Here is a 22,873-nt window from a genome sequence, read left to right on the forward strand (position 1 = left end):
TCGACACGTTTCGAGCAGTTCGTGGTTATTATGGCGTCGTTGTAATATTGCACGTAGCGAAAGGCAGACGGTAAAGCACAGACAAAACGAGACATAGCCGACCTCGACGCAGCGCCCCTGAGCCCGCGGGTCGTTGTCTCAATGATGAATGATCGATTGGGTGTATTTTCGATACCCAGTAAGAACAAAGTTGACTGCTTATGCACTGGACAGACAAGGCTCTCATCACGACAAACGCACATTCCCTGCTGTCAGTCCTCCTCGTCTCAGCCTATGCAATGACCGTTCAAGCGCAAGAGTTGCCAGATGGCACCGACACAGGCCCGCTAGTATTGGAAGAAGTCATTGTTACCGCGCGAAAGCGGGAGGAGTTGCTACAGGACACACCCGTGTCTATTACCGCTTTTTCGCAGGAGCAATTGATTGTCAGGGGCATCGCCAATACGCGGGATCTGGAGCAGTCAGTACCGGGCCTGAGCTTTAGCGAGCAGGGCAACAAAGCACCCGCTATCTTTATTCGCGGTGTCGGCCAGAAGGAAGCCAATGCCGCACTGGACCCCGGAGTAGGTGTCTATATCAACTCTATCTATATACCGCGCACTGACAGCCAACTACTGGACGTAATGGACACCGAATCTATACAGGTACTGCGAGGACCTCAGGGTACTCTGTTCGGTAAAAACAATACCGGCGGCGCACTGCTGGTCTCCACTGTTAGCCCGCATACCGAGGGATACGAGGGTCAAGCCTCTACCCGCCTTGGCAATCACGGCCGCGCTGACTTCAAGGGCGCTGTCAATATTCCGCTGGTAGAAGACACACTGGCCGCCAGAATAGGCCTCAATAAAACCAGGCGCGATGGCTATATGAAAAGTCTGTTCAACGGACAGAATTACGGTGACGAGGATCGTTACGGCGCAACTGCGCGCGTGTTGTGGACGCCCACCGATACTTTCAGCACCGACCTGTTCTACTACTACTCCAAGATAAAAGAAAATGGCGGCGGATTGACCTGCGTCCTGCAAAATCCGGAGGCGACTTTCAATACATTCACCTGGCCGGGGTTCACTGAAGCCGGCTCATTCGCCTCGCGCTGTGAGGTTGCAGAATCGGAATCTGAAAATGACAACCTGACCCTCAACGCACCAACGCGGTTTGAAATCGAAAGTCAGATCTTCGGTATAACCCTTAACTGGCAAGTCGGAAAGTTCAACCTGAAGAGCATCACCGCCTGGAGCCATCAGCAGGATATTTCTATCGGTGACGACAGCGATGGCACAGATATTCCCGGAGTCTCAACTAATGGGCTGCCCGTTACACAAGCGCTGGAGCGATCACTTAATGCGGGTTACGGCAACTTTACCTTGCCGGACGACGAAGAGCGTAACCAGTACAGCCAGGAGCTGCAATTGACAAGCACAGCCTTCAACGATCGTCTCACGTATACCACCGGTCTGTTTTACGCAAGTGAACGCATAGACAATACGATTAACGGTAATCTTGTTGGATTTAACGGCTACTCATACAAGGCCGATACGGAAACGTTGATACCCAAAATTATCGGAACAAACAGCGATCTCACCAATATTAGTTACGCGGCCTATATTCAGGGCACTTACGACGTGACCGACTGGTATTCCTTCACGCTTGGCACACGTTACACCAACGAAAAACGTGAGCGCAAAGCAACACTGTACGAATCTGATTGTGAAGCAAACATTCGGGACGACCTGATTAAAGGGGCGAGAAACCTGTGCGCCTTTGACGTTCTCTCGCTCGCTGACCCAACTGATTTTTACGAGAACCCGCCTGCATTTATGCCGATCAGATTGGTAGAGGAATACCTCACTATTGAAGGCAACACCATCGTGGCCGATAACGGTAGGGTCAAGAAAGATGAGGACTGGTCCAAGTGGACGCCGACCATCACCAATGCTTTCACTGTGCCGGATACTGTTCTAGCTGATACACCTTTCGATAGCTCACTGATTTATTTTACCTACAGCAAGGGTTTTAAATCCGGAGGCTTCGAAATGAAGGGTTTGGAAATCGCGCAGTTCGAACCCGAGGAGGTAGAAAATTATGAACTGGGCATCAAAGTAGATGCTCTCAACCGTCGCCTGCGCTTTAATACCGCTTTTTACTACATGAACTACGATGACATCCAGATTCGTATTACTGAACAGGGTCGTTCTTTTGCTGACATTCTCCTGTTCATTGACAACGCCGGCGCTGCAACGATAAAAGGCTTCGAAATGGAGCTGACAGCACTGCCGCTGCCCAATATCATTCTCAACGGCAATATCAGTTATACGGATGCCCGCTACGACAGCTTTATTGCGTCAGATGTAGATACAGGTGTCATTCCGCCGGTGCAATCGACCGTCGACAGATCCGATGAAAATTTCGCGGCGATTCCGAAACTAACCTATTCTCTTTCAGCGATGGCTATTCTGCCGACGCGCCTGGGGGCTTTTGCGCCGCGTCTGTCTATGTACTACCGCGACGAACTTTATACCGGCCTTGATGCAACCGCCTGGCACCCTGAATTCAGGGATCGTGCGACCATTAGCGATGTCACCTTGTGGAATTTTCGGCTGGGGTACACCCCACCAGACCGAGAAAATATTCAGATCTTCCTGTATGTCGACAACCTGACCAATGAAAACTATTTTCAGGGCGGGTTTTCCAATACGGAATCTTTAGGCGCAGGATCTTTTGCGCTGGGTGAACCCCGTTCCTATGGAATAGAGGCCACGGTAAGCTTCTAGCACACCCCAAGTAATCAGACTACAGGGGAATCATCTCCCGAGAGTTAACGAGGTCCTGGCTAACCTCGGTCGCAACGTCCCTCACCGCAGGCCAACTTGCCAGTGCAGCGGCGAAGCCATGCGCCATCTCCCTGAACTGACTGAAAAATTGGGCCTCCGTCATAGCCTCCGGTATCCCATCGATTTCCAGAGGGCTCGAAGGCGATGCTAACGTTTGGTTATACTCCTTTAAACCGCGGTCCAGTAGTTCCTGCAATTCGGGTGATTTTAGTTCTTCCGCCGTAAAACAGCGGTCCGCGTACAACCCCAGCAAGGCCGCGTGACTGCGCGCCAGGCTCGCTCGAAAATCAAGGCGCAGACGCTCATCGCTGCGCACTGACACTCTCTCCAGCTCCAAAGACAGGCGAGACAGGTTCTGTTCAGGAGTAGCCCCACTCTGCGGATCTACTGAACTTCCGATCCACTCAGACACTTGCCCCAGATGACCTCCGCTTGCAAAGGCATCATCCACGCTAAAGCTGCGCTGATCCACTGGCAGGTGCGGCACGCCCCAGGGATACTCCAGCACTGCCCCATTTGGGTACACCGATAACAGCATAGCGCCAAACAGCATATCCTCACCACGAAAAACGGGGAAATAAGGCGGTAAAAGATAGCTGTTATCCAGCCCCGTGATTTGTGAGATCACGGACAACTTAAAAAAATTCGCCCGCGTGCAACCGAGCCAAACCAAACGATTTTCCAATGCCGCTCGCACTCCCTGGGGCTCCTGCGCCAGACGACGCAAACTGGCATAATCGAGTGTGACGCCCCAGTGAACAGAGCCCGTTCCCGGGTCACCTAGAGTGCCATTCTGGGTGACCAGTATCGGCGATTCCGGCCCGAAAGCATTGGCGATCGATGCACTGCAATCTTGTAACTGTTCTGCCGCGAAGCCACCCTCGTTTAATTCCTTGAGTGCGCTGCTCAAGTGACTCCCCAGAAAACGTGCGTGCCCTGATAGTGGATCAAAATCAGCACGCTTGACCGCAGAAAACATCTCGTCTTTGCTTTCGAAAAAACCCGCTTGCCGTACCCCACTGGCACCAACACTTACGCCTTTTTCTGCGATAGGCGACAGGATGCTTTCGAGTAATACATCATCGTCTATCATAAGCGTTCGGTAACCGACGGAGAACATCAGGCACACGTTCCGAGCGCGGCCGAAGGTGGCGAAGTCCTGCCACACTCCTGCATCCAAAAGGAAGCGGATGTCCCGTTCGCGCTCGGGAAGCCGAACTATCAGACCCTCTATCAGGGCCTGCTGTTCGCTCGCCCCGATATAATGTATTTCACGAGCGCTGGTGCGATTGAATCCACCCACCAGTTCGCGGTTTGCATCTCGATTTTCACTGTCGCGAGAGTCATCCACCACAAACAGATTATCGTGCTGAGCTAGCTCTTTAACCTGCCGCATGGATTGCAGCAGGCGCTCCAACGCCGCCGGCCGATCACAGGTGGTTATAAATACCCGAGTCGGCGGCAATTCCCTGACTGATTCCTGTGCCAGTCGTGCAGAGATATCGCTGGCGTGAAGCAAAATGCCCGCCGTGTCTAGCTGCTCAAGAGCACTCACCGCCATAGACTCCTGCCCCTTCAGTTCGGAACGCGTGTTGGTAAGGTGCTGTGCATGAGCGGCAATGGTTTTGAACGATGTGCAGGTTTTCAACCCCTCAGCAACCTGGGGAGATATGATCAGCTGATTTCCGTTCTGGCGGTTGATCACCATGACCATTTCCAAGTTAATCTCGATAATTTCACAGTCTGAAAAAGCCACCAGAGCCCCTGATGCATCTTTATCGTCAGCATCGGGCGTGTAAAAGGAAATCGAGCTCCCCGTATCTTCTGTCATTGCTGTTCCAGTCTGTCAAAAAATTGGTGTGTAGTGTAGGGGAATGCGTCGCGAGAAACAAAGTTCACGTGCCTGACCACAGGGGCCTGGACCCCCTGCCGCGTTACAAAATGGGGCCCAGCATGGCGACAGCATTATTCCAGAGACGGCGTCCAAGGGACCAGTTAGCCACCTCTTCGAGAGTAACCACCCTGGCGCTATCCAGGTAGGCCTGCTGCCGCTCCCGCACCGACGCGGTAACAGAAGGACTGTAAATCAGAATATTATTTTCAAAATTCAAATCAAAGCTGCGCTGGTCCATGTTGGCAGAACCTACCAGCGTAATATCGCCGTCGAGAGTCAGTGATTTACTGTGTAGCAGACCGCCCTGGTATTCGTGAATGTGCACCCCAGCCTCCAGCAGTTGTGCGTAGTAGCTTCTACTGGCTGCCGCCACCTCCCTCGAATCATTCTTGGCGGGGAGGATCAGAGTAGTCTGAACTCCCCGGTAGGCCGAGGCACACAACGCCTCTTGCATGGCCTGGGTAGGCACATAATAAGGGGTCGATATCACAAGCTCCCTGCGTGACCGGTAGATCAGGGAGAGGAACAGCTCAGGCATTGCGGAGTAGCGCAAAATGGGGCCAGACGCCACTACCTGTGCCACTATGTCGCCGCAAACCGGCTGCTGGGCAGGCAACTGAACCTCAACCTCCTCGCCTGCATATACCGCCCAGTCCATATCGAACAGGGCCTGGTTCTGCTGCGCAACGGGGCCAGTGAAGCGAACCATAAGATCAACCCAAGGCGCAAACTTCGCCTTGATGCGGAACGCGTCATCAGCACAGTTTTGTGAGCCGCAATAGGTGATGGCTCCGTCAACAACAACAATCTTGCGATGATTACGCAAGTCCATCCGCCCCTGCAGAGGACTAAGAATAGGGTTACCGAGAGGTAAAGCCACCGCTGCACTCACGCCGGCCTTAGACATTTTTTTCCATATTTTGGAGCGCAACAGTTTACGTGAGCCCAGGCCATCGACCATGGCCCGGCACGCAACACCACGCGTCGCAGCCCGCGTCAACGCCTCTACCACTTTGACGCCACTGCCGTCTGTCAGCCAGATATAGAACAGTACGTCGACTGAGGAACGGGCCGCATCAATATCACTGACTATCCTCTCTATAGCCACGAGAGAGTCCGCCATCAGCTCGGCCTGGTTGCCCGCCACGGCGGGGAACCCACTGATAGAGTAACCTACGCTGAACAGATGGGCGTATTCGCTGGGAACGAAATCGGGGTTATCTGCGCTGTACTCCTGACCAGCGCTGAAGTTTTTACGTACATCCTCGAGCGCCAGCATGGCCTCACGGTTGCGCCGACCAATGTTGGTCTCACCGAGCATGAGGTAGGCAATGATACCGACCAGCGGCAGCGCCAACACTACCACCAGCCACGCGATTCGTGAGGTAGGCTGACGACGCGGATGCTCCAGAACACGCATCACGATAGCGATCTGCACCATAATATGCAGTATAAAAAATAGTTCACCGGCACTAGGCATGTCAGCAGCTTGCCCTATCACGCAAACCTCATCAAGCACCCTGTCCAATAAAACTAGGCTGGTTATTCTAAAGGTTTGAAGCAGGGCGAGGTTACGTGGCAGGGTGGTATGATCGACGTATCAATCCGAAGCGAGACACCCTCAGGAATGACACAGACCCACAGGCAAACACATCACCAGAGCCTTGTTGAGCGCAGTGGCCCCTGGCCCTTCATCAGCCGAAAAAGAATCTTACGGGCGGACGGCAACACGGATGAGCTGCAATCTCGGCACGTGCGCAAAGGCCTGCACGACCGGCGGCATCACGTCCGGGCAGACCTGAATCAATGGATAGGCGCTATTTTTGCGCTGGGGGCTGCACTCTTTGGCGCCGCTAGCGGCTTATCTCTAATGCCACAGATCGCACAGCAACTGGCACTGAACAACGCAGACATTAATGCTCTTTTTTTTGCAGGCTCGATCCCGTTTACCACTGCAGCGTATCTGCAACTATTTCAGGCGGCTAATGCGCCGGTATGGGAGCACCCTGCCTCGGGTAAGAGTCAATACCAGTGGTTTGGCTGGCGCCCCAGAGATATCGGCTGGCTAAGCTGTGTTCTGCAGTTTGCCGGCACGCTTCTGTTCAACATTAATACCTTCGATGGCATGCGCACAGACCTGGGCTGGCTAGCAATCGACCTCCTTGTCTGGGTGCCTGACCTAACCGGTTCTCTGCTCTTCCTCAGCTCCGGCTACCTCGCTTTCGTGGAGGTCTGTCATCGCCACCTGGCGTGGTTACCGGCGTCTATCAACTGGTGGATTACATTATTGAACCTCGCCGGCTGCGTGGCGTTTATGATCGCCGCTATTTATAGCTTCATTCCCCCTGGCGGCGAAGTAGCCACAAATTCAAACATTGCCATTGCTTTTACCCTCGCAGGCGCTTTGGGATTCCTGAGCGGCTCCCTCTTAATGCTGGCAGAATGACAACAAATTATGGCCTGCACAGGCATAGTGAACCTAAAGACAGTGCACTACTCTTGTTATCTTTGGCAGCAGGGAGCTGCGCTTGTGCTCACGGTTTTGCACTACCCGCTTCGCTTGCTGCTGACATTGGCCTTGATGGTGCTTTGTGCATGCGGAGACTCGCAAGACAGGGGCGTCATTCAAGGTGAAGCCCTACCGCAACCGGCACTGATCAAAAGACAGGCGCAGCAGCTGACCGCCATGACGAGCCAGCATGTCGTCGGTCTCAGTGAACACCCGGAATCACGTATTCTTTTCGGTGACCTTCACGTTCACACCACATTTTCACCCGACGCTTTCATTATGTCCGCACCTATCATGGGCGGCGGCGGATTACGTTCTCCCGCTGACGCCTGTGACTACGCACGGTATTGCTCGGCTTTGGATTTCTGGTCAATTAATGACCACGCCGAGGGTATTACCCCGCGCCTCTGGGAGGAGACCCGCAAAAGCATTCGCGAGTGCAATGACCGTGCCAGCGATCCAGACAACCCTGATCTGGTTGCCTTCCTTGGCTGGGAGTGGAGCCAGGTGAGCGAGAACCGGGCGCAACACTATGGGCACAAGAACGTAATTTTTCGGGAAACCGCAGATAATCGTGTGCCCTCGCGGCCCATTGCCTCGCCCAGAGAGCAACTGGGGCGCGCGCCAATGGGCAAGACGGCACAATTGCTGCTGGCACTCGCAGATTTTGAAAATCGGGAGTTTTATTACGGCATACAACGCTACTACGACGAAATAGCGGCCGCACCTCTCTGCCCTCCCGATATCAACACCCGCGATCTGCCTGCAGAATGCCTGGAGCTTGCAGCCGACCCGCGCACGCTATTCACCAAACTCGACCAGTGGGGTTTCGACAGTATCGTTATTCCCCATGGCACTAGCTGGGGCATGAATACACCGCCCCTTACCAGCCTGGACAAACAGCTGAACAGGCAACAACATGATCCCGCCCGTCAGATACTGTTTGAAATTTTCTCCGGCCATGGCAACTCAGAACAGTATCGGGACTGGCGAGCAATCGAACAGCGCGTAGACGGATCGCTTGCATGCCCTGCCCCATCTGACAATTATCTGCCCTGCTGCTGGCGCGCTGGCGAGATCATTCAAGAACGATGCGTCGGCGCCGGGTTTGATAAGAACACATGCGAAACCCGGGCTGCCAACGCTAGACAGAATTTTGTCGACGCAGGCATATCCGGACATCTCACTATTCCCGGTCAACAGGTAACTGACTGGCTTAACTGCGGCAATTGTACCGATTGTTTTCTTGCACCCATGGATCATCGTCCTGCTGCCTCCGGACAGTACGCGCTAACACGCACAAAGATAGATGCGAAAGGCGACCCTCTGAACTTTCGCTTCGGTTTCATCGGTTCCACAGACAATCATCGCGCCATGCCGGGCAGTGGTTTCAAACAGGTGCAGCGACGCATGATCACTGAAACTTTTGGTACTTCTAGTGAGAGAATAGGTCGCTTACAGCGTCGAGACACCTTGGAGCCTGTACCCTATTCAATTCCCCTTGACCAAAACGGAGTCGGGCTGCTCAACCTACGAAACATGGAGCGGCAAAACTCGTTCTGGCTGTCCGGAGGCCTTGCAGCAGTTCACAGCGCCGCTCGAAACCGCGATGCTATCTGGCAGGGAATGAAGGAACGGGAGGTCTATGGAACAACTGGCGATAGAATCCTGCTCTGGTTCGATTTGCTGCTTGATGATACTCGCGTACCAATGGGCGGCGCAGCCACCGCGAGCGCCTCTCCCCGCTTTCGTGTCAGCGCAGTTGGCGACTTCAAGCAGCTTCCCGGCTGCCCCCTCTTCGCAAAAAATGCGCTCGGTACGGAGAGACTGCAGCGACTCTGCGGTGGCGAATGTTATAACCCGTCAGACCAGCGGCAACGCATCCAGCGCATAGAGGTCATCCGAATAAAACCCCAGATCGAATCAGACGAACCTGTTGCTAATCTTATTCAGGATCCGTGGATGATACTGCCATGCCCTGACGATCCACTCGGCTGTACCGTAGAATTTGAGGACAAAGAGTTTCCCGACAGTCAGCGTAATACGGTTTACTATGTACGAGCTATTCAGGAGAAAGCCGAGATGATTAACGCGGGAAATTTACGCTGCGAATATTCAGAGCAAGGCGAGTGTATAACGGCAAACCCCTGCTACGGAGATTATCGTACGAATAAAGAGGATGATTGCCTTTATCCGGCGGAGCAGCGCGCCTGGTCATCTCCTATCTTCGTAAGCTACCAGCCCTCGACAGAACAGCGGGATGAGGTAGCCGAGCCATGAAAACTTTGCAGCTAAAAGGTGCTATAAAAAAACTTCTCCTGCTGTGCCTGGCGTTATTTATCGCCGCTGCAGCCTGGCTTTATCTTAATGAGGAATCCACGCGCCGTCTGAAGCAGGAAGCAGAGATTCGGACTATGGATGTCATCGGCAAGGCGGCAGCAAAACGACTTGGTGGAGAAAATGCAGGAGTAACTCACGGCAGTGCGGTGGAATTGATCAAGCGACCGATCGAAATTCGCGGGGTCACTGATAATATTCATTATGCGACTGGCGTCGGCAATACCGTCATGATCACTACCGGAGATGGCGTTGTGGTGTTTGATACAGGCTTGGTAATTCAATCAGCAAGCCAGTTGCGGCTACTTAAAGAAACGGTATCTTCCGGTCCTGTTCGCTACATTATTCTCAGCCATTCACATGCCGATCATATCGGAGGCACTCGCTTCTGGGCAGAGGAAAATACTCAGATAGTCGCACATACCCAATTCGAGGAGGAGCAACGTTACCTGTCGGAACTTGAGCCGTACCAGTACGGCCGCAACCGCATCTTGTTTCCATGGATGCCAAGCTGGGAAGAGCGGCCGGCGCTGAAGATCATGCGCTATGGCGGTATTCAGCCCACCCGAACGGTTGACAGCTGGGAGGTATACAGCTTTGACCTTGGCGATACCGAATTTCAAGTCATCGGCGCTCCCGGTGCCGAGGGTGCCGACAATGTTGTCATGTGGCTACCACAGCAAAAAGTACTGATCGTCGGTGATTTTTTTGGACCGCAGTTCCCACAGTTTCCCAATATTTTTACCATGCGAGGAGAGAAGGTTAGAAAGCCTGTCGAGTATATAAAATCGCTGAATATGCTCATCGAGCTAGAGCCCGAGGTCATTATACCGGGCCATCTCGACCCCACTGTAGGCGCGGCGCAGATTCGCGCTGGCATGGAGCGCATTCGTGACGCAGTACAGTTTGTACATGATGAGACAATCGCAGGCATGAATGCTGGCAAAAGCGTCGAAGAGCTAATGCTCGAGATTCAACTCCCACCTCATCTTGAGCTCGCACAGAATCATGGCAGAGTGGATTGGGCGGTGCGCAGCATCTGGGATTACTATATGGGCTGGTTCCGTTTTGAAAGCACAACAGAGCTCTATCCGGTGCCTGCCCGCGAGGTCTATGCGGACTTGGCCGCAACGGCCGGAAGTGAATCTCTGCTCGCTCTGTCACGTAATTATCTAAGCAGAGGCGAACCCGTAAAAGCACTTCATATCGTCGAGGTTGTCACCGCGTCCGAACCCCGCAATAAAACCGCGCTTTCACAGCGAAAAGAAGCATTGCAAATATTGCTACAAAGAGCGAACGAGGGAACGCGCAATGATTATGAAATTTACTGGCTGAAAAATCAGCTGGATAGAACGAACCACATGAAACTCGAGGTGTTCCCCGGAGGTAACGAGTGATTAACAGACAGAAAAACGTGCCGTTCAGAATCTATGCGAGCGTGGCACTGCTCACTTGCATACTTGCGCACTGGACAAACGAGGTTCTTGCTGCCGCCGAAAGGCCCAACGTAGTCATAATCGTAGCAGACGATCTTGGCTGGAACGACGTGGGTTTTCACGGCGGCGATATCGATACGCCCTCACTGGATCGACTAGCGGCAGAGGGCAGCGAATTAAATCGTTTTTATACCACGCCCATTTGCTCCCCGACACGCGCTGCCTTGATGACCGGGCGCGACCCTATCAGGCTAGGCGTTGCCTATGGCGTAATATTTCCATGGGACAATAACGGCATACACCCCGATGAGCATTTCCTGCCGGAATCATTTTTGCGGGATGGCTATCAGACCGCCATGGTGGGCAAATGGCATCTCGGCCATGCACAAATGACATACCATCCCAATAATCGCGGATTCGAGCATTTCTATGGTCACCTGCACACCGAGGTAGGTTTTTTTCCTCCCTTCGCTAATCAGGGCGGCAAAGACTTCCAGCGCAACGGCGTATCGATCAATGACGAAGGCTACGAGACGTTCCTCCTGGCCGACGAAGTATCGCGCTACATCCGCGAGCGCGATCGTGCTCGGCCTTTCTTTGTCTACATGCCCTTCATCGCTCCACACACACCGCTGGACGCGCCGCAGGAGCTGCAGGATAAATACAAAGACATCGATATTGACCTGGCACCCGCCCGCGCCAAGCAAACGGACGACACAAGGCGAATTTCAAAGCTGATCGGCATGGACAGCGCTCGACCTATGTACGCGGCCGTAGTGGACGCCATGGATCAGGCTATTGGGCAGGTACTGGATACCCTTGATGAGGAGGGAATCACCGAAAACACTATTGTTCTTTTCTTTAGTGATAACGGTGGTGCCGCTTACTCTGTGGGAGGCGCTGACAACGCGCCCCTGCGTGGCGGCAAGGGCGAGACATTCGAAGGCGGTATTCGCGTAGTATCCATTATGCGCTGGCCCGGTCATATCCCCGCAGGCGAACAGTTCACAGAGATCATGACGGCGATGGATGTCTTTCCGACACTGGCGAGTGCCACAGGAGTAAAGCCCCTCAATCAAAGACCATTTGATGGCCGAAATATGTGGCCTGCCATCGCTGAAGGCAAGCCAATGCCTCGCTCCGAGCTGATCTATTTTGGTTCTGAAACACCGATCTATGGCCACTTCAACCTCACCGCGTTCAACGACGAATGGAAGCTGGTTCAGGAAATAAAGCAGGATCAGCTGGAAACATCTATTACAAACTACCTGTTTAGAATTGAGGAAGACCCCAACGAGTACAACAATCTAGCGCAGGCACATCCGAAAATCGTACAACGCCTGTCTGAAAAAATTCACGAATGGCGGGCACTGTATCCGATCAACGGGACACGTAGCCAACTGGTGCCGCCACCTGGATGGCGAGCGCCGAAAGACTGGGCAAGTTATCCGAGGAGTATCGACGAACTGCAGCCAAGCGCAGCACCTGGCATGGCTCCAAGCGCGACAACTGAGGCAATTCTTGACTGGCAACACGGTGACCGTGGCCGATTGATTTACGACTGCAAACCCAGGTGGTGGTTGGGAGGCTTCTGTCAGGCCAGCGACTAAGCCGGCTAGCTCGCGCGACTAAAACCGTCACACGGTGAGTTTTAGCGACGCGATTTATAGCTTCAAATAGCATCGCTGAAGTCGTCTTTTGACTATACGAATTTTGCTTTTCGAGCCTCAAAGTGGGCCGCAATCGCTTCCAATTGATTAGGCGTTCCGAGCAGACCACGCATTGCCTGCGTCTCCAGTGCAAGCCCATCGGCGACACTCACCAACGCAGACTCATTGAGCAGTGACTTGGCCGCGCGCACCGCCTCCGGGTTATGCGATACAATCTGACCGGCGATTTTCAGGGCATCCTCAACAGGCGATGCGCTTAGCTGGGTGGCAAGGCCGTAAGCCATTGCTTCTTCCCCGCTAAATTTCTGGCCTGTCATAACGAGGTATTTGATGCGGTCAAGCGGAACCAACCGGCGCAGCGACTGTGTCGCAGACATATCCGGCAGTAAACCAAAATCTATTTCAACAAAGCCGAGTTTCGCAGCCGGATGTATAACGCGCATATCAGCGCCAAGGGCTAGATTCAAACCCCCGCCCAGTGCAGCGCCATGAATCGCAGCAATGACGGGAACCGGAATCTCCTGCCATAACCACGCTACCTGCTGCGCTCGGTTGGCTCCTGCGTTGCTCACATCCTCCAGTGCGTCTACCACATCTTCCCGTCCATCATCCAGATCGCCTTCCATCATCTCGGCAAGGAAACCCATATCGAGTCCGGCGCAGAAACTTTTACCGTTTCCTGACAGTACAATGGCACGCACATCACCGGGTGCCTCAATTATTGTTCGCGCATAGTCTCTTAGCCCTTCGAAGATTGCGCCGTTGATGGCATTGTGTGCCTCCGGACGATTGAGCCTGACATGCGCGATATGGTGCTCCACCTCAATATGCAGCGCTGGGCTGGTCATTATTGCAAAGCCTTCTTCAGAGCGCTCACCATAAGCCCCAGTTGTTCGGTATCAGGCTGATAGATGACCGGACTGATACGATCCATGCGTCCGGCACAGCGAGCCACAAGCTGCTCTGCGACCTGCTCAACCGAACCAGTCACCGCGAAGGCATGTAGCATCTCATCGTTGATCAATCCCGCCATTTTCAGCCACTGGTTGTCTCGAGACATAGCCTGTAGCTCGGGCTGCAAGTCTTCCCAGCCATGCACTTCCAGTACAGGCCTGTAGGCGGGCGTAGAGGCATAAAACGCGATCTGGCTACGCGCCGAAAAAAGAGCCTGCTGGAGCGCCTCCTCAGTCTCTCCGACGGCGGTTACAACCTGCGCAGACACGGTAAAATCGCCAGACGCCCGCCCCGATATTTCCAGGCCACGCGCAAGGGCTGGCCTTGACAGGCGCTCGAATGACTCCTCCGTATGAAATGGATGCACAAAGTAGCCGTCACCGACTTCAGCTGCCACTTGTGTCATTAGGGGGCCGACACCGGCAACATAGATCGGCGGCGCACCGTGAGGGTTCTCGCCGGGACTAAATGTCGGCGGCATCAGGTTATGGATATAGAATTCGCCCTCAAAAGCAAGACGCTCACCACTATTCCAGCTGCCCCATATGGCACGTACCGCCTGAACGGTTTCGCGCATGCGGGCTGCAGGTTTCGACCAGGGCATGCTGAAGCGCCGCTCAACATGCGCCCTCACCTGTGTCCCCAACCCGAGTATGAAACGTCCATTAGACATCAATTGTAAATCGTTAGCGAGATAGGCGAGACTCATGGGGTTACGAACGAAAGCGATGGCGACTGAAGTCATCAAGTCCATTTCGTTCGTTGTGGCGGCGGTACTGGCAAGGGACATAAAAGGATCGTGGCGTCCCTCGAAGCTGTATACACCATCAAAACCCAGGGCTTCCAACTCAGCAGCCATAGCGCCATTGCGCACTGGATCGAACATCAACGATGCATCAATCTTCAAATCAGTCTCCATCCATTAGATCGGCTGGCCAGTCCCGCGGCACATTGGTAGTCCAGCGCGGACTCCGCCTCTCAAAGAAGGCCATACCCCCTTCCATGGCATCCGCTCGAGACAAGGTATCGTGCAAGGCCCTGGTCTCCCACTCGACCAGCGCCTCCCGCCCCATATCGAGTCCTTGCCAGAGCAGGCGCTTGTGCATGCCCATAACCAGTGGAGAACAATTGATCACCATATCCCTGGCAATCTCCAGCGCGGTTTCAAGCACACGATCTGCCGAGACAACGCGAGACGCCAGACCCCACTCCCCGGCCTCAGCACCCGTGAGTTTTTGAGCCCTGACGATTAACTCGAATGCGCGCTCGAATCCGACGATCCGCGGCAACAGGTATTCCATACCGAAATCCACGAGTGCGCCGCGACGGTTCTGCAGAAACCCATACTTCCCTTCACTGGCAAAGATCCGCATGTCCGCCTGCATCGCTATCCCAAGGCCAACCCCTAACGCATGGCCATTAACCGCTGCGATTACCGGCTTACGCAAGTCCCATGCCTGCATACTCAAGGGACACGAACTGAAATCTGTCGTTTCCCCCGCCCCGAATGTATCTCCGTCGCCGCTAAGGTCCGCTCCTGCACAGAAGGCATTTCCACTACCGGTCAGTACCAGTACAACCACTGAGTCATCCTCATCACACTGACGATAATACTCACCCAAGCCCTCGCGAATAGTCGTATTAAACGTGTTCATTGCGTCAGGTCGATTGAAGGTGATCAGACCGATGCCTTCATTGATGTCCAGCGTTAATTCTTCGCTCACTTGTCATCTCCTTTTAGACAAAGTTTTAGGGAGCACTGGTGATCGGTACATCGAGCCGCACTCGCCCCCATGGCGTGCCGAAATGCACTCTGCCATCCTCGTCGATCAGGGTGCCGGAAAATAAACCGTTATAACGCTGTCCACCTATTACATAGTGGAACTCTGACTTGCCCGTATCCCAGTTGAGGCCCTCCAGCGTCCACTGATTCTCCCTGGCCCCAACAAAGTAGACGCGATTAGCGCCAACGCTGACCATAGGCACGGTTGAGGGCGAACTAATAGCGCTATTTACCCAGCTATTTTCAAGCCGCCGATTAATAGGGTTCCAATGGAACTTCTGCACTCCATAGGGCTGATAGTCGGGGTTGCTGCCGAGTAAAGAGATCAAAAGAGTCGACGCCCGCTCTGGCAGATACCAGGGAATGTTGCGTGGCGTATTGTTCACCACAAGGGCACCGTAACCGGCAACCACCACCGACTGTTCCGACTGTAACGCTGCAAGCGCAGGATCGCCCATATTGGCTGGCAACATGCCAGCAATCCGTTGGTCGGGCGCGCCCTCAGGCGCCTGCCAGCCCTCTGGGATGGAATCCCGCCAAAACAACACCACATTCATCAGGTCTTGTCCGTCGGTAATCACCACGAAGCGGTCTTCGTCAGCAAAACCCATCAAGGACGGTGTCGCGCCTGAACCCTGCCCCCATTCATTCAGATAGCGAGCCGTCCACGCACCATCTTTCTCGTCAGTACTCAGCCGCTCACCCGTCCACACAACCTTGTGCATATGATCCTGCGATGCGATATAGATACCACCCTCGTCATCAATAGCAAAACCATTACGCACCCAGCCTTTCCCCGCAGCGCCTGTCGCCTTGTCTTCCGCGCCCGCACTGTGGAGCATGCGAATTGTATGGACCTCGCTGAAGTCAGTGTTTACCGCCGCGATATAACCATGTTCGGTAGCGACAATCAGCCAACCGTCATATGTCATATTCAGGCCCATCACGGGCCCCGTCATTTCGGCTGGCAACTGAAATTGCTCTTTCTTCACAATGGGTGATTGGGCAACAAGAGGGTCCGCATCGCCGTAGGTAGTTATCAGACCTGTTTTACTGCCGACATAATAGGTGTGATCACGATCCAATACGGTATAGAGATTGGCAAGATCACGCAGTTTATTCATTTCACTGAAGGCCCGGTATATCGATACTATCCCATCGTTGCTTTGCTCAAATTGTCTTATTGACTCGTCTGCCCGCGCCTCGTCATATACCGCAACGCCGGGGAAAATATATTCATCGATAAGCTCCCAACTGTCGTAGTCGATCTTGACAATGCGGTCGATGCCATTACTCCAAAACACCCGTTTTCCATCGGCATAGACACCCGACGTGACAGCTCCAAAATGAGCTGGCCCTACGTGCTGGTATTGAATTTCTTCCGTTCGCAACTTCCGGGATGGTCCCGCAGGTCCTGCTTGAAGCACAGCATCCTGCTGCGCGGGGTTGCCATGGGCCAGAGAGTAACTGGAGTCGGCCAGAAAGGTATTAACCGGCGGCGGGTTGGCCGCGTGCAGGGAACCGGCAAGAATAGTTAAAAATAGCCCAATAGTAACTCTGAAGATCATAATTTCTCCACACCGAATACCTCGTTGGATCTTGAACAGTCCGTTGTTAGCACTGATAGTAGGTCGCCGGCAACGGTTAACCCATGACGGAAACGGTCAACAATCACCGGCAAAAATAACGGCGAAAGCCTACGGTTTTTCGCCGTGGTGTCGGTCGAGAAAATCGATCAACTTGTCAGCCCAACGCCCAAAGATCCGACGGGCATCCGCCTGATTAGACACACTGGTACTCCACTGAACAACACCGCTGGGCGCGCGCGCAGTGCGCCTATCTACCGCGCGACCCAGAATCTCTCCCGACACTGAATCAAACAGCTGAATGTAGAGTGTCGCTGCGCCGGACGTCGTGGTGAAGCTGCGACTACGTCCCGGGGTGCGAGTATCCGGCGCGGTGATGTCCAGATCTATAATGGCAGGCCGCACCACAAGCACATCATCCGCAGCGACTTCCACCACCTCATAGCCTGCTGACTCCAGACGGTCAGTGAACACGCGTGCAAAAAGAGTCGCCACATCGGACTTGATGCGTTCCATATCCCTCACGGTCACTCGCCCGGCGCGACTCCGGTTTTGATCCCGCTGCCAGTTCGTCCGGAACGCCACATGGGGCTCCAGAACCGCCACACGCTTGAACACACTAAAATCGGCATCGGGATCGATAAACGCCTCCGCAACACTCGAATTTTCAACTTTCACCAAATTGTCAAAGGTGCGCTCTGCTCCCTGCTCTGACTCGCCGCTCTTCTGCGCTGCATAAACGGGTAGACACAACACCATGATGAATAACGCCATGATGGCGCGCCTTTTTTCTGTGAGCATGCTCATGTCGGATTACCTTTTTTGAAAGAATTAATATTCGTATTGTTTACCCGGTAAAAAAACCTGCCCCGGACTTGCCTGATGCCCGCTTCGATAAATACCCTCAAAACCTCACGCGTCCTCAATAACAAAGAATGCTTGCAAGTCTATAATTGTGAATCTACGGGAAGCAAGCAAGAAAAGTAAACAGGCGCATGATACGTGATAAATCAGGGCGTATTTTCCTGGTAACTGTCGCGCGTAAAACCGAGGCGGCGCTGTTCACACATACGGCATAACAACGGAATCGACACCCTGCCGCCAGGTCGCTGCGACCGAATCAAAATATTGCCACGATGAATACGGAGTGCAGGACAGTAGATCCAGGCGCGTGCTACAGTGCGACCTGCGAATTTTTATACTCAGGGAGCAAGTAACGATGGAAGAGGCAAGACCTGATGATACCCGTGGTCCTTGCGCGGGCTACACCGTCTTGGAATTCGGCACGATGGTATCAGGACCGATGGCGGGACAAAATCTTGGCGACCTGGGCGCTAATGTTATTAAAGTAGAGCCCATCATGGGAGACACGGCGCGCTGGACCGGCCCACCGGAACGAGATGGTATTAACGGGTTTTTTTCGCAGTTTAATCGCAACAAGCGCGCCATCTGCGTCGATATGAAATCTCAGGAGGGCATTGATATTGTCCGCAAACTAGCCCTGAGCGCCGATGTAATTATCTGCAACTATCGCCCGGGTGTTGCCGAGCGTCTCGGCTTTGGTTACGAGAGTCTTCGAGAGCAAAATCCTGGGCTCATATTTGTGCTGGTGTCGGGGTTTGGTGCGGATGGGCCCTACTGCGAACAACCCGCTTACGACCTCGTGGTGCAGGGTATGGCCGGTACAATGCCGACACAAGGTAACGCGGGTCCGCCACAGATGATCCGCAGTGTGATTGCCGATAAAACCGCAGCGATTACTGCAGCCTCTGCCGCACTGGCCGCGCTGCTGGCAAGAGAGCGCAACGGTGGGACAGGCCAAATGGTGCACGTTCCTATGATCAACGCCTATGCGCAGATTGCGCTACCGGACATCCTGACTGGTGAAACCTTTCGCCCGGTGAAACCGGCAGAGAAATTTCTCCCGGATATCTTCCACGTCTGGACTTGCAAGGACGGCTACCTCGTAGGTATGCCCATCGAGGATAAGCAGTATGCCAATCTCTGCAAGGCTCTTGGCCGAGAGGATCTGGCTAAAGACGAACGATTCGCCCAGTTGGGCGACCGGCTCAAAAATATCAACGAAATGATCACCCTGCTCGATGGAGAATTCAGCAATCGGCCGTGGCGGGAAACACTCGCCGCCTTGAAGGAACACGACGTGCCTTTTGCACCAGTTTATAATGTGGAAGATTTCATGGGTGACCCTCAGGTACAACACAACCGCACCGTATTTGATGCCGACGATCCGCGAGGCGGCACGACTCGATTTATCCGCTATCCCGGAGTTTTCGAAAAGACACCAGCCACTCTTCGTCGCCACCCACCTCGGTACGGCGAACATACGGATGAAATTCTTGGTGAAGCGGGCTACAGCGAAAGAGATATCGAAGCACTGCGCCAGTCGCAGGCGGTGGCATAGTCATGCGAGCATGGCGGGTAAAACACTTTGGCGATCCTGCCGACGTACTCACGATGGAAGAGAATGTAACCACTGTAAAACCGGGCCGGGATCAACTTAAAATTACGGTGGAGGTCGCTGGGCTCGGGCTCCCTGACGTCTTGATGTGCCGTAATAACTATCCCTTCGTGCCCCCCCTGCCCTTCACCCCCTCCCAGGAAGCCACGGGCACCGTGACCGAGGTAGGCGAGAACGTAGATAGCGCACTGCTGGGTACGCGCGTAATGGGCCCTACCGCTTTTCAGCTGGGCCATGGCGGTTTAGCAGAAGAGTGTTTGCTCATAGCGCCCATGGCATTTCCGGTGCCCGACACGATGAGTGGCGAAGAAGCGGCGGGGTTATTTATTCCTTTTCAAACTGCCTGGGTGGGACTGGTGCATCGAGCACAGATGCGCAGTAGCGATACCGTGCTCGTGCTTGGTGCCTCGGGCAGCTCTGGCAGTGCGGCCGTTCAGCTCGCAAAAGCAAAGGGCGCAAGCGTCATTGCGGTCGCTGGTGGAGAGAGCAAGACCGCTTTTTGCACACACCTTGGTGCTGATGCGGTGATAGATTATCGCTGTGAAGACATCGCCACAAAAACACTGGAACTGACCAATGGCGTCGGTGCTTCTGTCGTCTATGACCCTGTTGGCGGTAAAGCCGGACGAGCAGGATTCTCCGCAACTGCGTTTGAGGGTCGATTCGTCATCATCGGCTATGCCAGTGGTGAATGGCCAGCCATCACACTGCCAGAAACCCTGCCAAAAAATATTTCTCTGCTTGGTGCAATGCCGGTCGGCTATTCATCTCAGTTCATGGCAGGCATTCACGGCGACCTGTTATCGCATTGGGAGAAAGGTGATCTCAAAATTGTCGGCAATCGAACATTCAATTTTGAAGAGGGCGGCAAAGCGATAGAACATATCGCAGCAGGCAGAGTAGAAGGCAAGATTGTCGTGCGTATCCAGCCTCGCCCGCACGAGTGACTATTTGTCAGTCGGAACAGCCGCGGCGGCTATCCAGTCATCGTTCTCAAGCCAACGCTTACGCAGAGCGCTGGTCAGACCAGTCTTTTCAAACGCAGTTAAGAAATTTCTGACCAGATTGGCGAATTGGGCATCATTCCCAGGAATAGCAATTCCAATGGGCTCTACAGCAATCGGTGGTTCGATAATTCCCAGCCCTGCCTCAGGGTTACGCAGCATCGCCAATTTCAAGATAGGAATATCAGCGACCATCGCGTCGATCTTACCCGACAGCAGTTCCTCTATACCCTCGCTATAGTACTTAATGGCGTACAGTGACGCCTCTGGCAGGTTTTGCTCTACAAAAAGAGCGCTCGTGGAGTTCTCCAGCGCCACCACCCGAACCTCTGAATGATTAAATTCTGCCGTCGAAATATCGGCCTGTTTGACTCTTGCCGTTGTTAGTAAAGACTTGGCTGACAGGGTATAAGGGCCGATAAAAGTCACTTTACTGGCACGCTGAGGCGTGATCGCAACCCCCGACATGACCATATCTATGCGCCCCTGATCGAGGGCGACCAACAATTCACCGAACGGTATCTCAACGATTTTCAGTTCGAGATTCATGGCAATAGCCATGGCCTGAGCGAGCTCCACATCGAAACCGACGACGGACCCCATCCTGCTACGAAAGGTAAAAGGTGGCTGATCCGCCGACATGCCGACCCGCAGTGCATCCCTCTCGATAACTCCGGTGAGGACCGGCGTCTCCGCTACAGATGCCCCAGGAAAAATGACTGCAACCAGACTCAACAAGAGACCGATCAGCACGCCGCGGTGTTTAAAAAAATTGTGCATGAGTAATCCGGTAATCATCTGAGGCTTCACGTATCGCACCTAGTATAAGAGCCTTGCCGAGTGTTTGCTACATCAGGCTATTGTGCAGAAAGAGGCGAAGCGGGAAAGCACCAGCACATCAGCTATTATTACCCTCTACGCCACGCAGATGCTATTATTCATCCCCATGATCCGCATCCTGTCCATCATGTTCGCGTTGCTTATTGCCACACCCCTGTCTGTGGCCGACCAAGGCGACAAACTACCCGGTTTTGGCGAGGGAAACTCCGTATCGCTCAACCAGGAATACTTTCTCGGCCGTGCTTGGCTTATGTCGTTTCGCCGACAGGCACCTATTCTCGAAGACCCTGTATTACAGGAATATATGGAAAATCTCATTTTCCGTCTCGCCGCGAGCAGTCAGCTTCGGGAAAGGCGTCTTGAGGTCGTACTGGTTGAGAACAAGACGATTAACGCGTTCGCCGTTCCGGGCGGCATCGTGGGCATTCACAGCGGGTTAATCTCTAAGGCCCAGAACGAGGCGCAACTCACCTCTGTACTGACCCATGAGCTGGCACATCTGAGTCAAAGGCATTTCGCACGAGGCCTTGAAGCGCAGAAAAAGTCCTCTGCTGCATCGATTGCAGGACTGCTGGGCGGATTGGTCATGATTGCTGCAGGGGCGGCAGATGCCGGCATAGCCTCAGTGATGGGCGGCCAGGCCGCCGCACAGAACAGCCAGCTGCGTTACAGCCGTCAATTTGAAAAGGAAGCGGATCGCGTTGGCATGCAAAACCAGGTCAATGCTGGCCTTGATCCCGGAGGAGCGGCGGGCATGTTTACCGTCATGCAGAAGGCGTCTCGAAGCTATGGATCACGACCGCCCGAGTTCCTGCTTACACATCCGCTGACGGAAAACCGCATCGCCGATACAAAAAACCGCTCAGCCACCTACCCACGACGGATCTACGAGGACAACCCCACCTTTCAGCTTATGCGCGCAAGAGTTGATCTGAGCTTCATTGGCGATACGAAAGAAGCGACGGCTGAGTTTCGTCGGCGTCGGGCACGAGGCGGTCGCAATGCAGTGGCCGCACAGTATGGACTCATACTGGCATTGACAGAGAATGGTAACTTGACCGAGGCCCGCGAGCTACTCAAACCCATGCGAGAATTCGCTCCGAATAATATTATTTACGGCCTTGCCGAAGCGGATATCAACATCGCCGCAAAAGATTATGAGACCGCTATTACGCAACTGAATTCCATGTTGTCGCTCTCGCCTGGGAATCATCCGATTACGATGTCACTGGGCCGAGCCTATTTTGAAAGTGGTTATTACAGCAAGGCAGACAAACTTCTGTCTCGACACGCGAGACAGCACGCTTCAGATGTCAATCTCTGGTACCTGCTGGCCGAAGTACAAGGGAAAGGAGGGAATATTTTAGGGCTTCACCAGTCCCGGGCAGAGTATTTTATGCTAAACGGGGCGATGAAGCAGGCCATAGAACAACTCAACTACGCTCTACCGCTGGCAACCAACGCAGTAACCATTGAGCGTATACACACACGCATTGCCTTCTTTCACAACCTTGATCGAGCGTTAAGGAATTTTGGTTAGTGCTGACACT

16 protein-coding genes are annotated in these 22,873 nt (G+C 53.7%); 8 read left to right on the plus strand and 8 right to left on the minus strand.

The window, feature by feature from the left end:
* The first annotated feature begins 200 nt into the window (after positions 1 to 200).
* Positions 201 to 2,771 (plus strand): TonB-dependent receptor, encoded by a 2,571-nt coding sequence (locus EYC82_RS06225; RefSeq protein WP_279248683.1) that lies wholly within the window; start codon positions 201 to 203, stop codon positions 2,769 to 2,771.
* Positions 2,772 to 2,790: 19 nt separating this feature from the next.
* Here EYC82_RS06225 and EYC82_RS06230 read toward each other — a convergent pair whose 3' ends face one another.
* Together EYC82_RS06230 and cls are read right to left on the minus strand one after the other, a co-directional pair.
* A complete protein-coding gene (locus tag EYC82_RS06230) occupies positions 2,791 to 4,662 on the minus strand; it encodes a hypothetical protein (RefSeq protein WP_279248684.1) in 1,872 nt (623 codons plus the stop codon).
* A 103-nt stretch (positions 4,663 to 4,765) separates the two neighbouring features.
* A complete protein-coding gene (gene cls / locus EYC82_RS06235; protein ID WP_279248685.1) occupies positions 4,766 to 6,205 on the minus strand; it encodes a cardiolipin synthase in 1,440 nt (479 codons plus the stop codon).
* 147 nt (positions 6,206 to 6,352) lie between these two features.
* On the opposite strand from cls, the gene EYC82_RS06240 reads away from it, so the two are divergent.
* The 4 genes from EYC82_RS06240 (at position 6,353) to EYC82_RS06255 (ending at position 12,617) form a co-directional block, all read left to right on the plus strand.
* The gene (locus EYC82_RS06240) at positions 6,353 to 7,171 is read left to right on the plus strand and encodes a hypothetical protein (protein ID WP_279248686.1); all 819 of its coding nucleotides are present in this window, start codon (positions 6,353 to 6,355) and stop codon (positions 7,169 to 7,171) included.
* Positions 7,172 to 7,255: 84 nt separating this feature from the next.
* A complete protein-coding gene (locus tag EYC82_RS06245; protein WP_279248687.1) occupies positions 7,256 to 9,514 on the plus strand; it encodes a DUF3604 domain-containing protein in 2,259 nt (752 codons plus the stop codon).
* Positions 9,511 to 10,968 (plus strand): MBL fold metallo-hydrolase, encoded by a 1,458-nt coding sequence (locus EYC82_RS06250; RefSeq protein WP_279248688.1) that lies wholly within the window; start codon positions 9,511 to 9,513, stop codon positions 10,966 to 10,968. The genes EYC82_RS06245 and EYC82_RS06250 overlap by 4 nt, the downstream gene beginning before the upstream one ends.
* Entirely contained in the window at positions 10,965 to 12,617 is a 1,653-nt protein-coding gene (locus EYC82_RS06255; RefSeq protein ID WP_279248689.1) for an arylsulfatase B, read from the plus strand. The genes EYC82_RS06250 and EYC82_RS06255 overlap by 4 nt, the downstream gene beginning before the upstream one ends.
* Positions 12,618 to 12,709: 92 nt before the next feature.
* Here the strand turns inward: EYC82_RS06255 and EYC82_RS06260 are convergent, their stop codons facing one another.
* The 5 genes from EYC82_RS06260 to EYC82_RS06280 all read right to left on the minus strand — a co-directional run bounded on the left by EYC82_RS06260 (position 12,710) and on the right by EYC82_RS06280 (position 17,807).
* On the minus strand, positions 12,710 to 13,525 hold the full coding sequence (locus EYC82_RS06260) for a crotonase/enoyl-CoA hydratase family protein (protein ID WP_279248690.1): 816 nt from the start codon (positions 13,523 to 13,525) through the stop codon (positions 12,710 to 12,712).
* Entirely contained in the window at positions 13,525 to 14,538 is a 1,014-nt protein-coding gene (locus EYC82_RS06265; RefSeq protein WP_279248691.1) for a TIGR03617 family F420-dependent LLM class oxidoreductase, read from the minus strand. Before EYC82_RS06265 ends, EYC82_RS06260 begins: the two co-directional genes overlap by 1 nt.
* Position 14,539: 1 nt before the next feature.
* On the minus strand, positions 14,540 to 15,355 hold the full coding sequence (locus tag EYC82_RS06270) for an enoyl-CoA hydratase/isomerase family protein (RefSeq protein WP_279248692.1): 816 nt from the start codon (positions 15,353 to 15,355) through the stop codon (positions 14,540 to 14,542).
* 25 nt (positions 15,356 to 15,380) lie between these two features.
* The gene (locus EYC82_RS06275) at positions 15,381 to 16,982 is read right to left on the minus strand and encodes a hypothetical protein (RefSeq protein WP_279248693.1); all 1,602 of its coding nucleotides are present in this window, start codon (positions 16,980 to 16,982) and stop codon (positions 15,381 to 15,383) included.
* 129 nt (positions 16,983 to 17,111) lie between these two features.
* Positions 17,112 to 17,807 carry a DUF3313 family protein gene (locus EYC82_RS06280; protein ID WP_279248694.1) on the minus strand — a complete coding sequence of 232 codons (696 nt, stop codon included), beginning with the start codon at positions 17,805 to 17,807 and terminating at the stop codon, positions 17,112 to 17,114.
* 412 nt (positions 17,808 to 18,219) lie between these two features.
* On the opposite strand from EYC82_RS06280, the gene EYC82_RS06285 reads away from it, so the two are divergent.
* Together EYC82_RS06285 and EYC82_RS06290 are read left to right on the plus strand one after the other, a co-directional pair.
* The gene (locus EYC82_RS06285; RefSeq protein WP_279248695.1) at positions 18,220 to 19,422 is read left to right on the plus strand and encodes a CaiB/BaiF CoA transferase family protein; all 1,203 of its coding nucleotides are present in this window, start codon (positions 18,220 to 18,222) and stop codon (positions 19,420 to 19,422) included.
* 2 nt (positions 19,423 to 19,424) lie between these two features.
* The gene (locus tag EYC82_RS06290) at positions 19,425 to 20,426 is read left to right on the plus strand and encodes an NADPH:quinone oxidoreductase family protein (RefSeq protein WP_279248696.1); all 1,002 of its coding nucleotides are present in this window, start codon (positions 19,425 to 19,427) and stop codon (positions 20,424 to 20,426) included.
* On the opposite strand, the gene EYC82_RS06295 is transcribed toward EYC82_RS06290, so the two are convergent.
* The gene (locus EYC82_RS06295; protein ID WP_279248697.1) at positions 20,427 to 21,293 is read right to left on the minus strand and encodes a transporter substrate-binding domain-containing protein; all 867 of its coding nucleotides are present in this window, start codon (positions 21,291 to 21,293) and stop codon (positions 20,427 to 20,429) included.
* 34 nt (positions 21,294 to 21,327) lie between these two features.
* Here EYC82_RS06295 and EYC82_RS06300 point away from each other — a divergent pair, with 34 nt between their 5' ends.
* On the plus strand, positions 21,328 to 22,863 hold the full coding sequence (locus tag EYC82_RS06300; protein WP_279248698.1) for a M48 family metalloprotease: 1,536 nt from the start codon (positions 21,328 to 21,330) through the stop codon (positions 22,861 to 22,863).
* The last annotated feature ends 10 nt before the right edge of the window (positions 22,864 to 22,873 follow it).

The organism is Candidatus Marimicrobium litorale, from assembly GCF_026262645.1.
In the GTDB taxonomy this organism is placed as follows: Bacteria; Pseudomonadota; Gammaproteobacteria; order Pseudomonadales; family Halieaceae; genus Marimicrobium; species Marimicrobium litorale.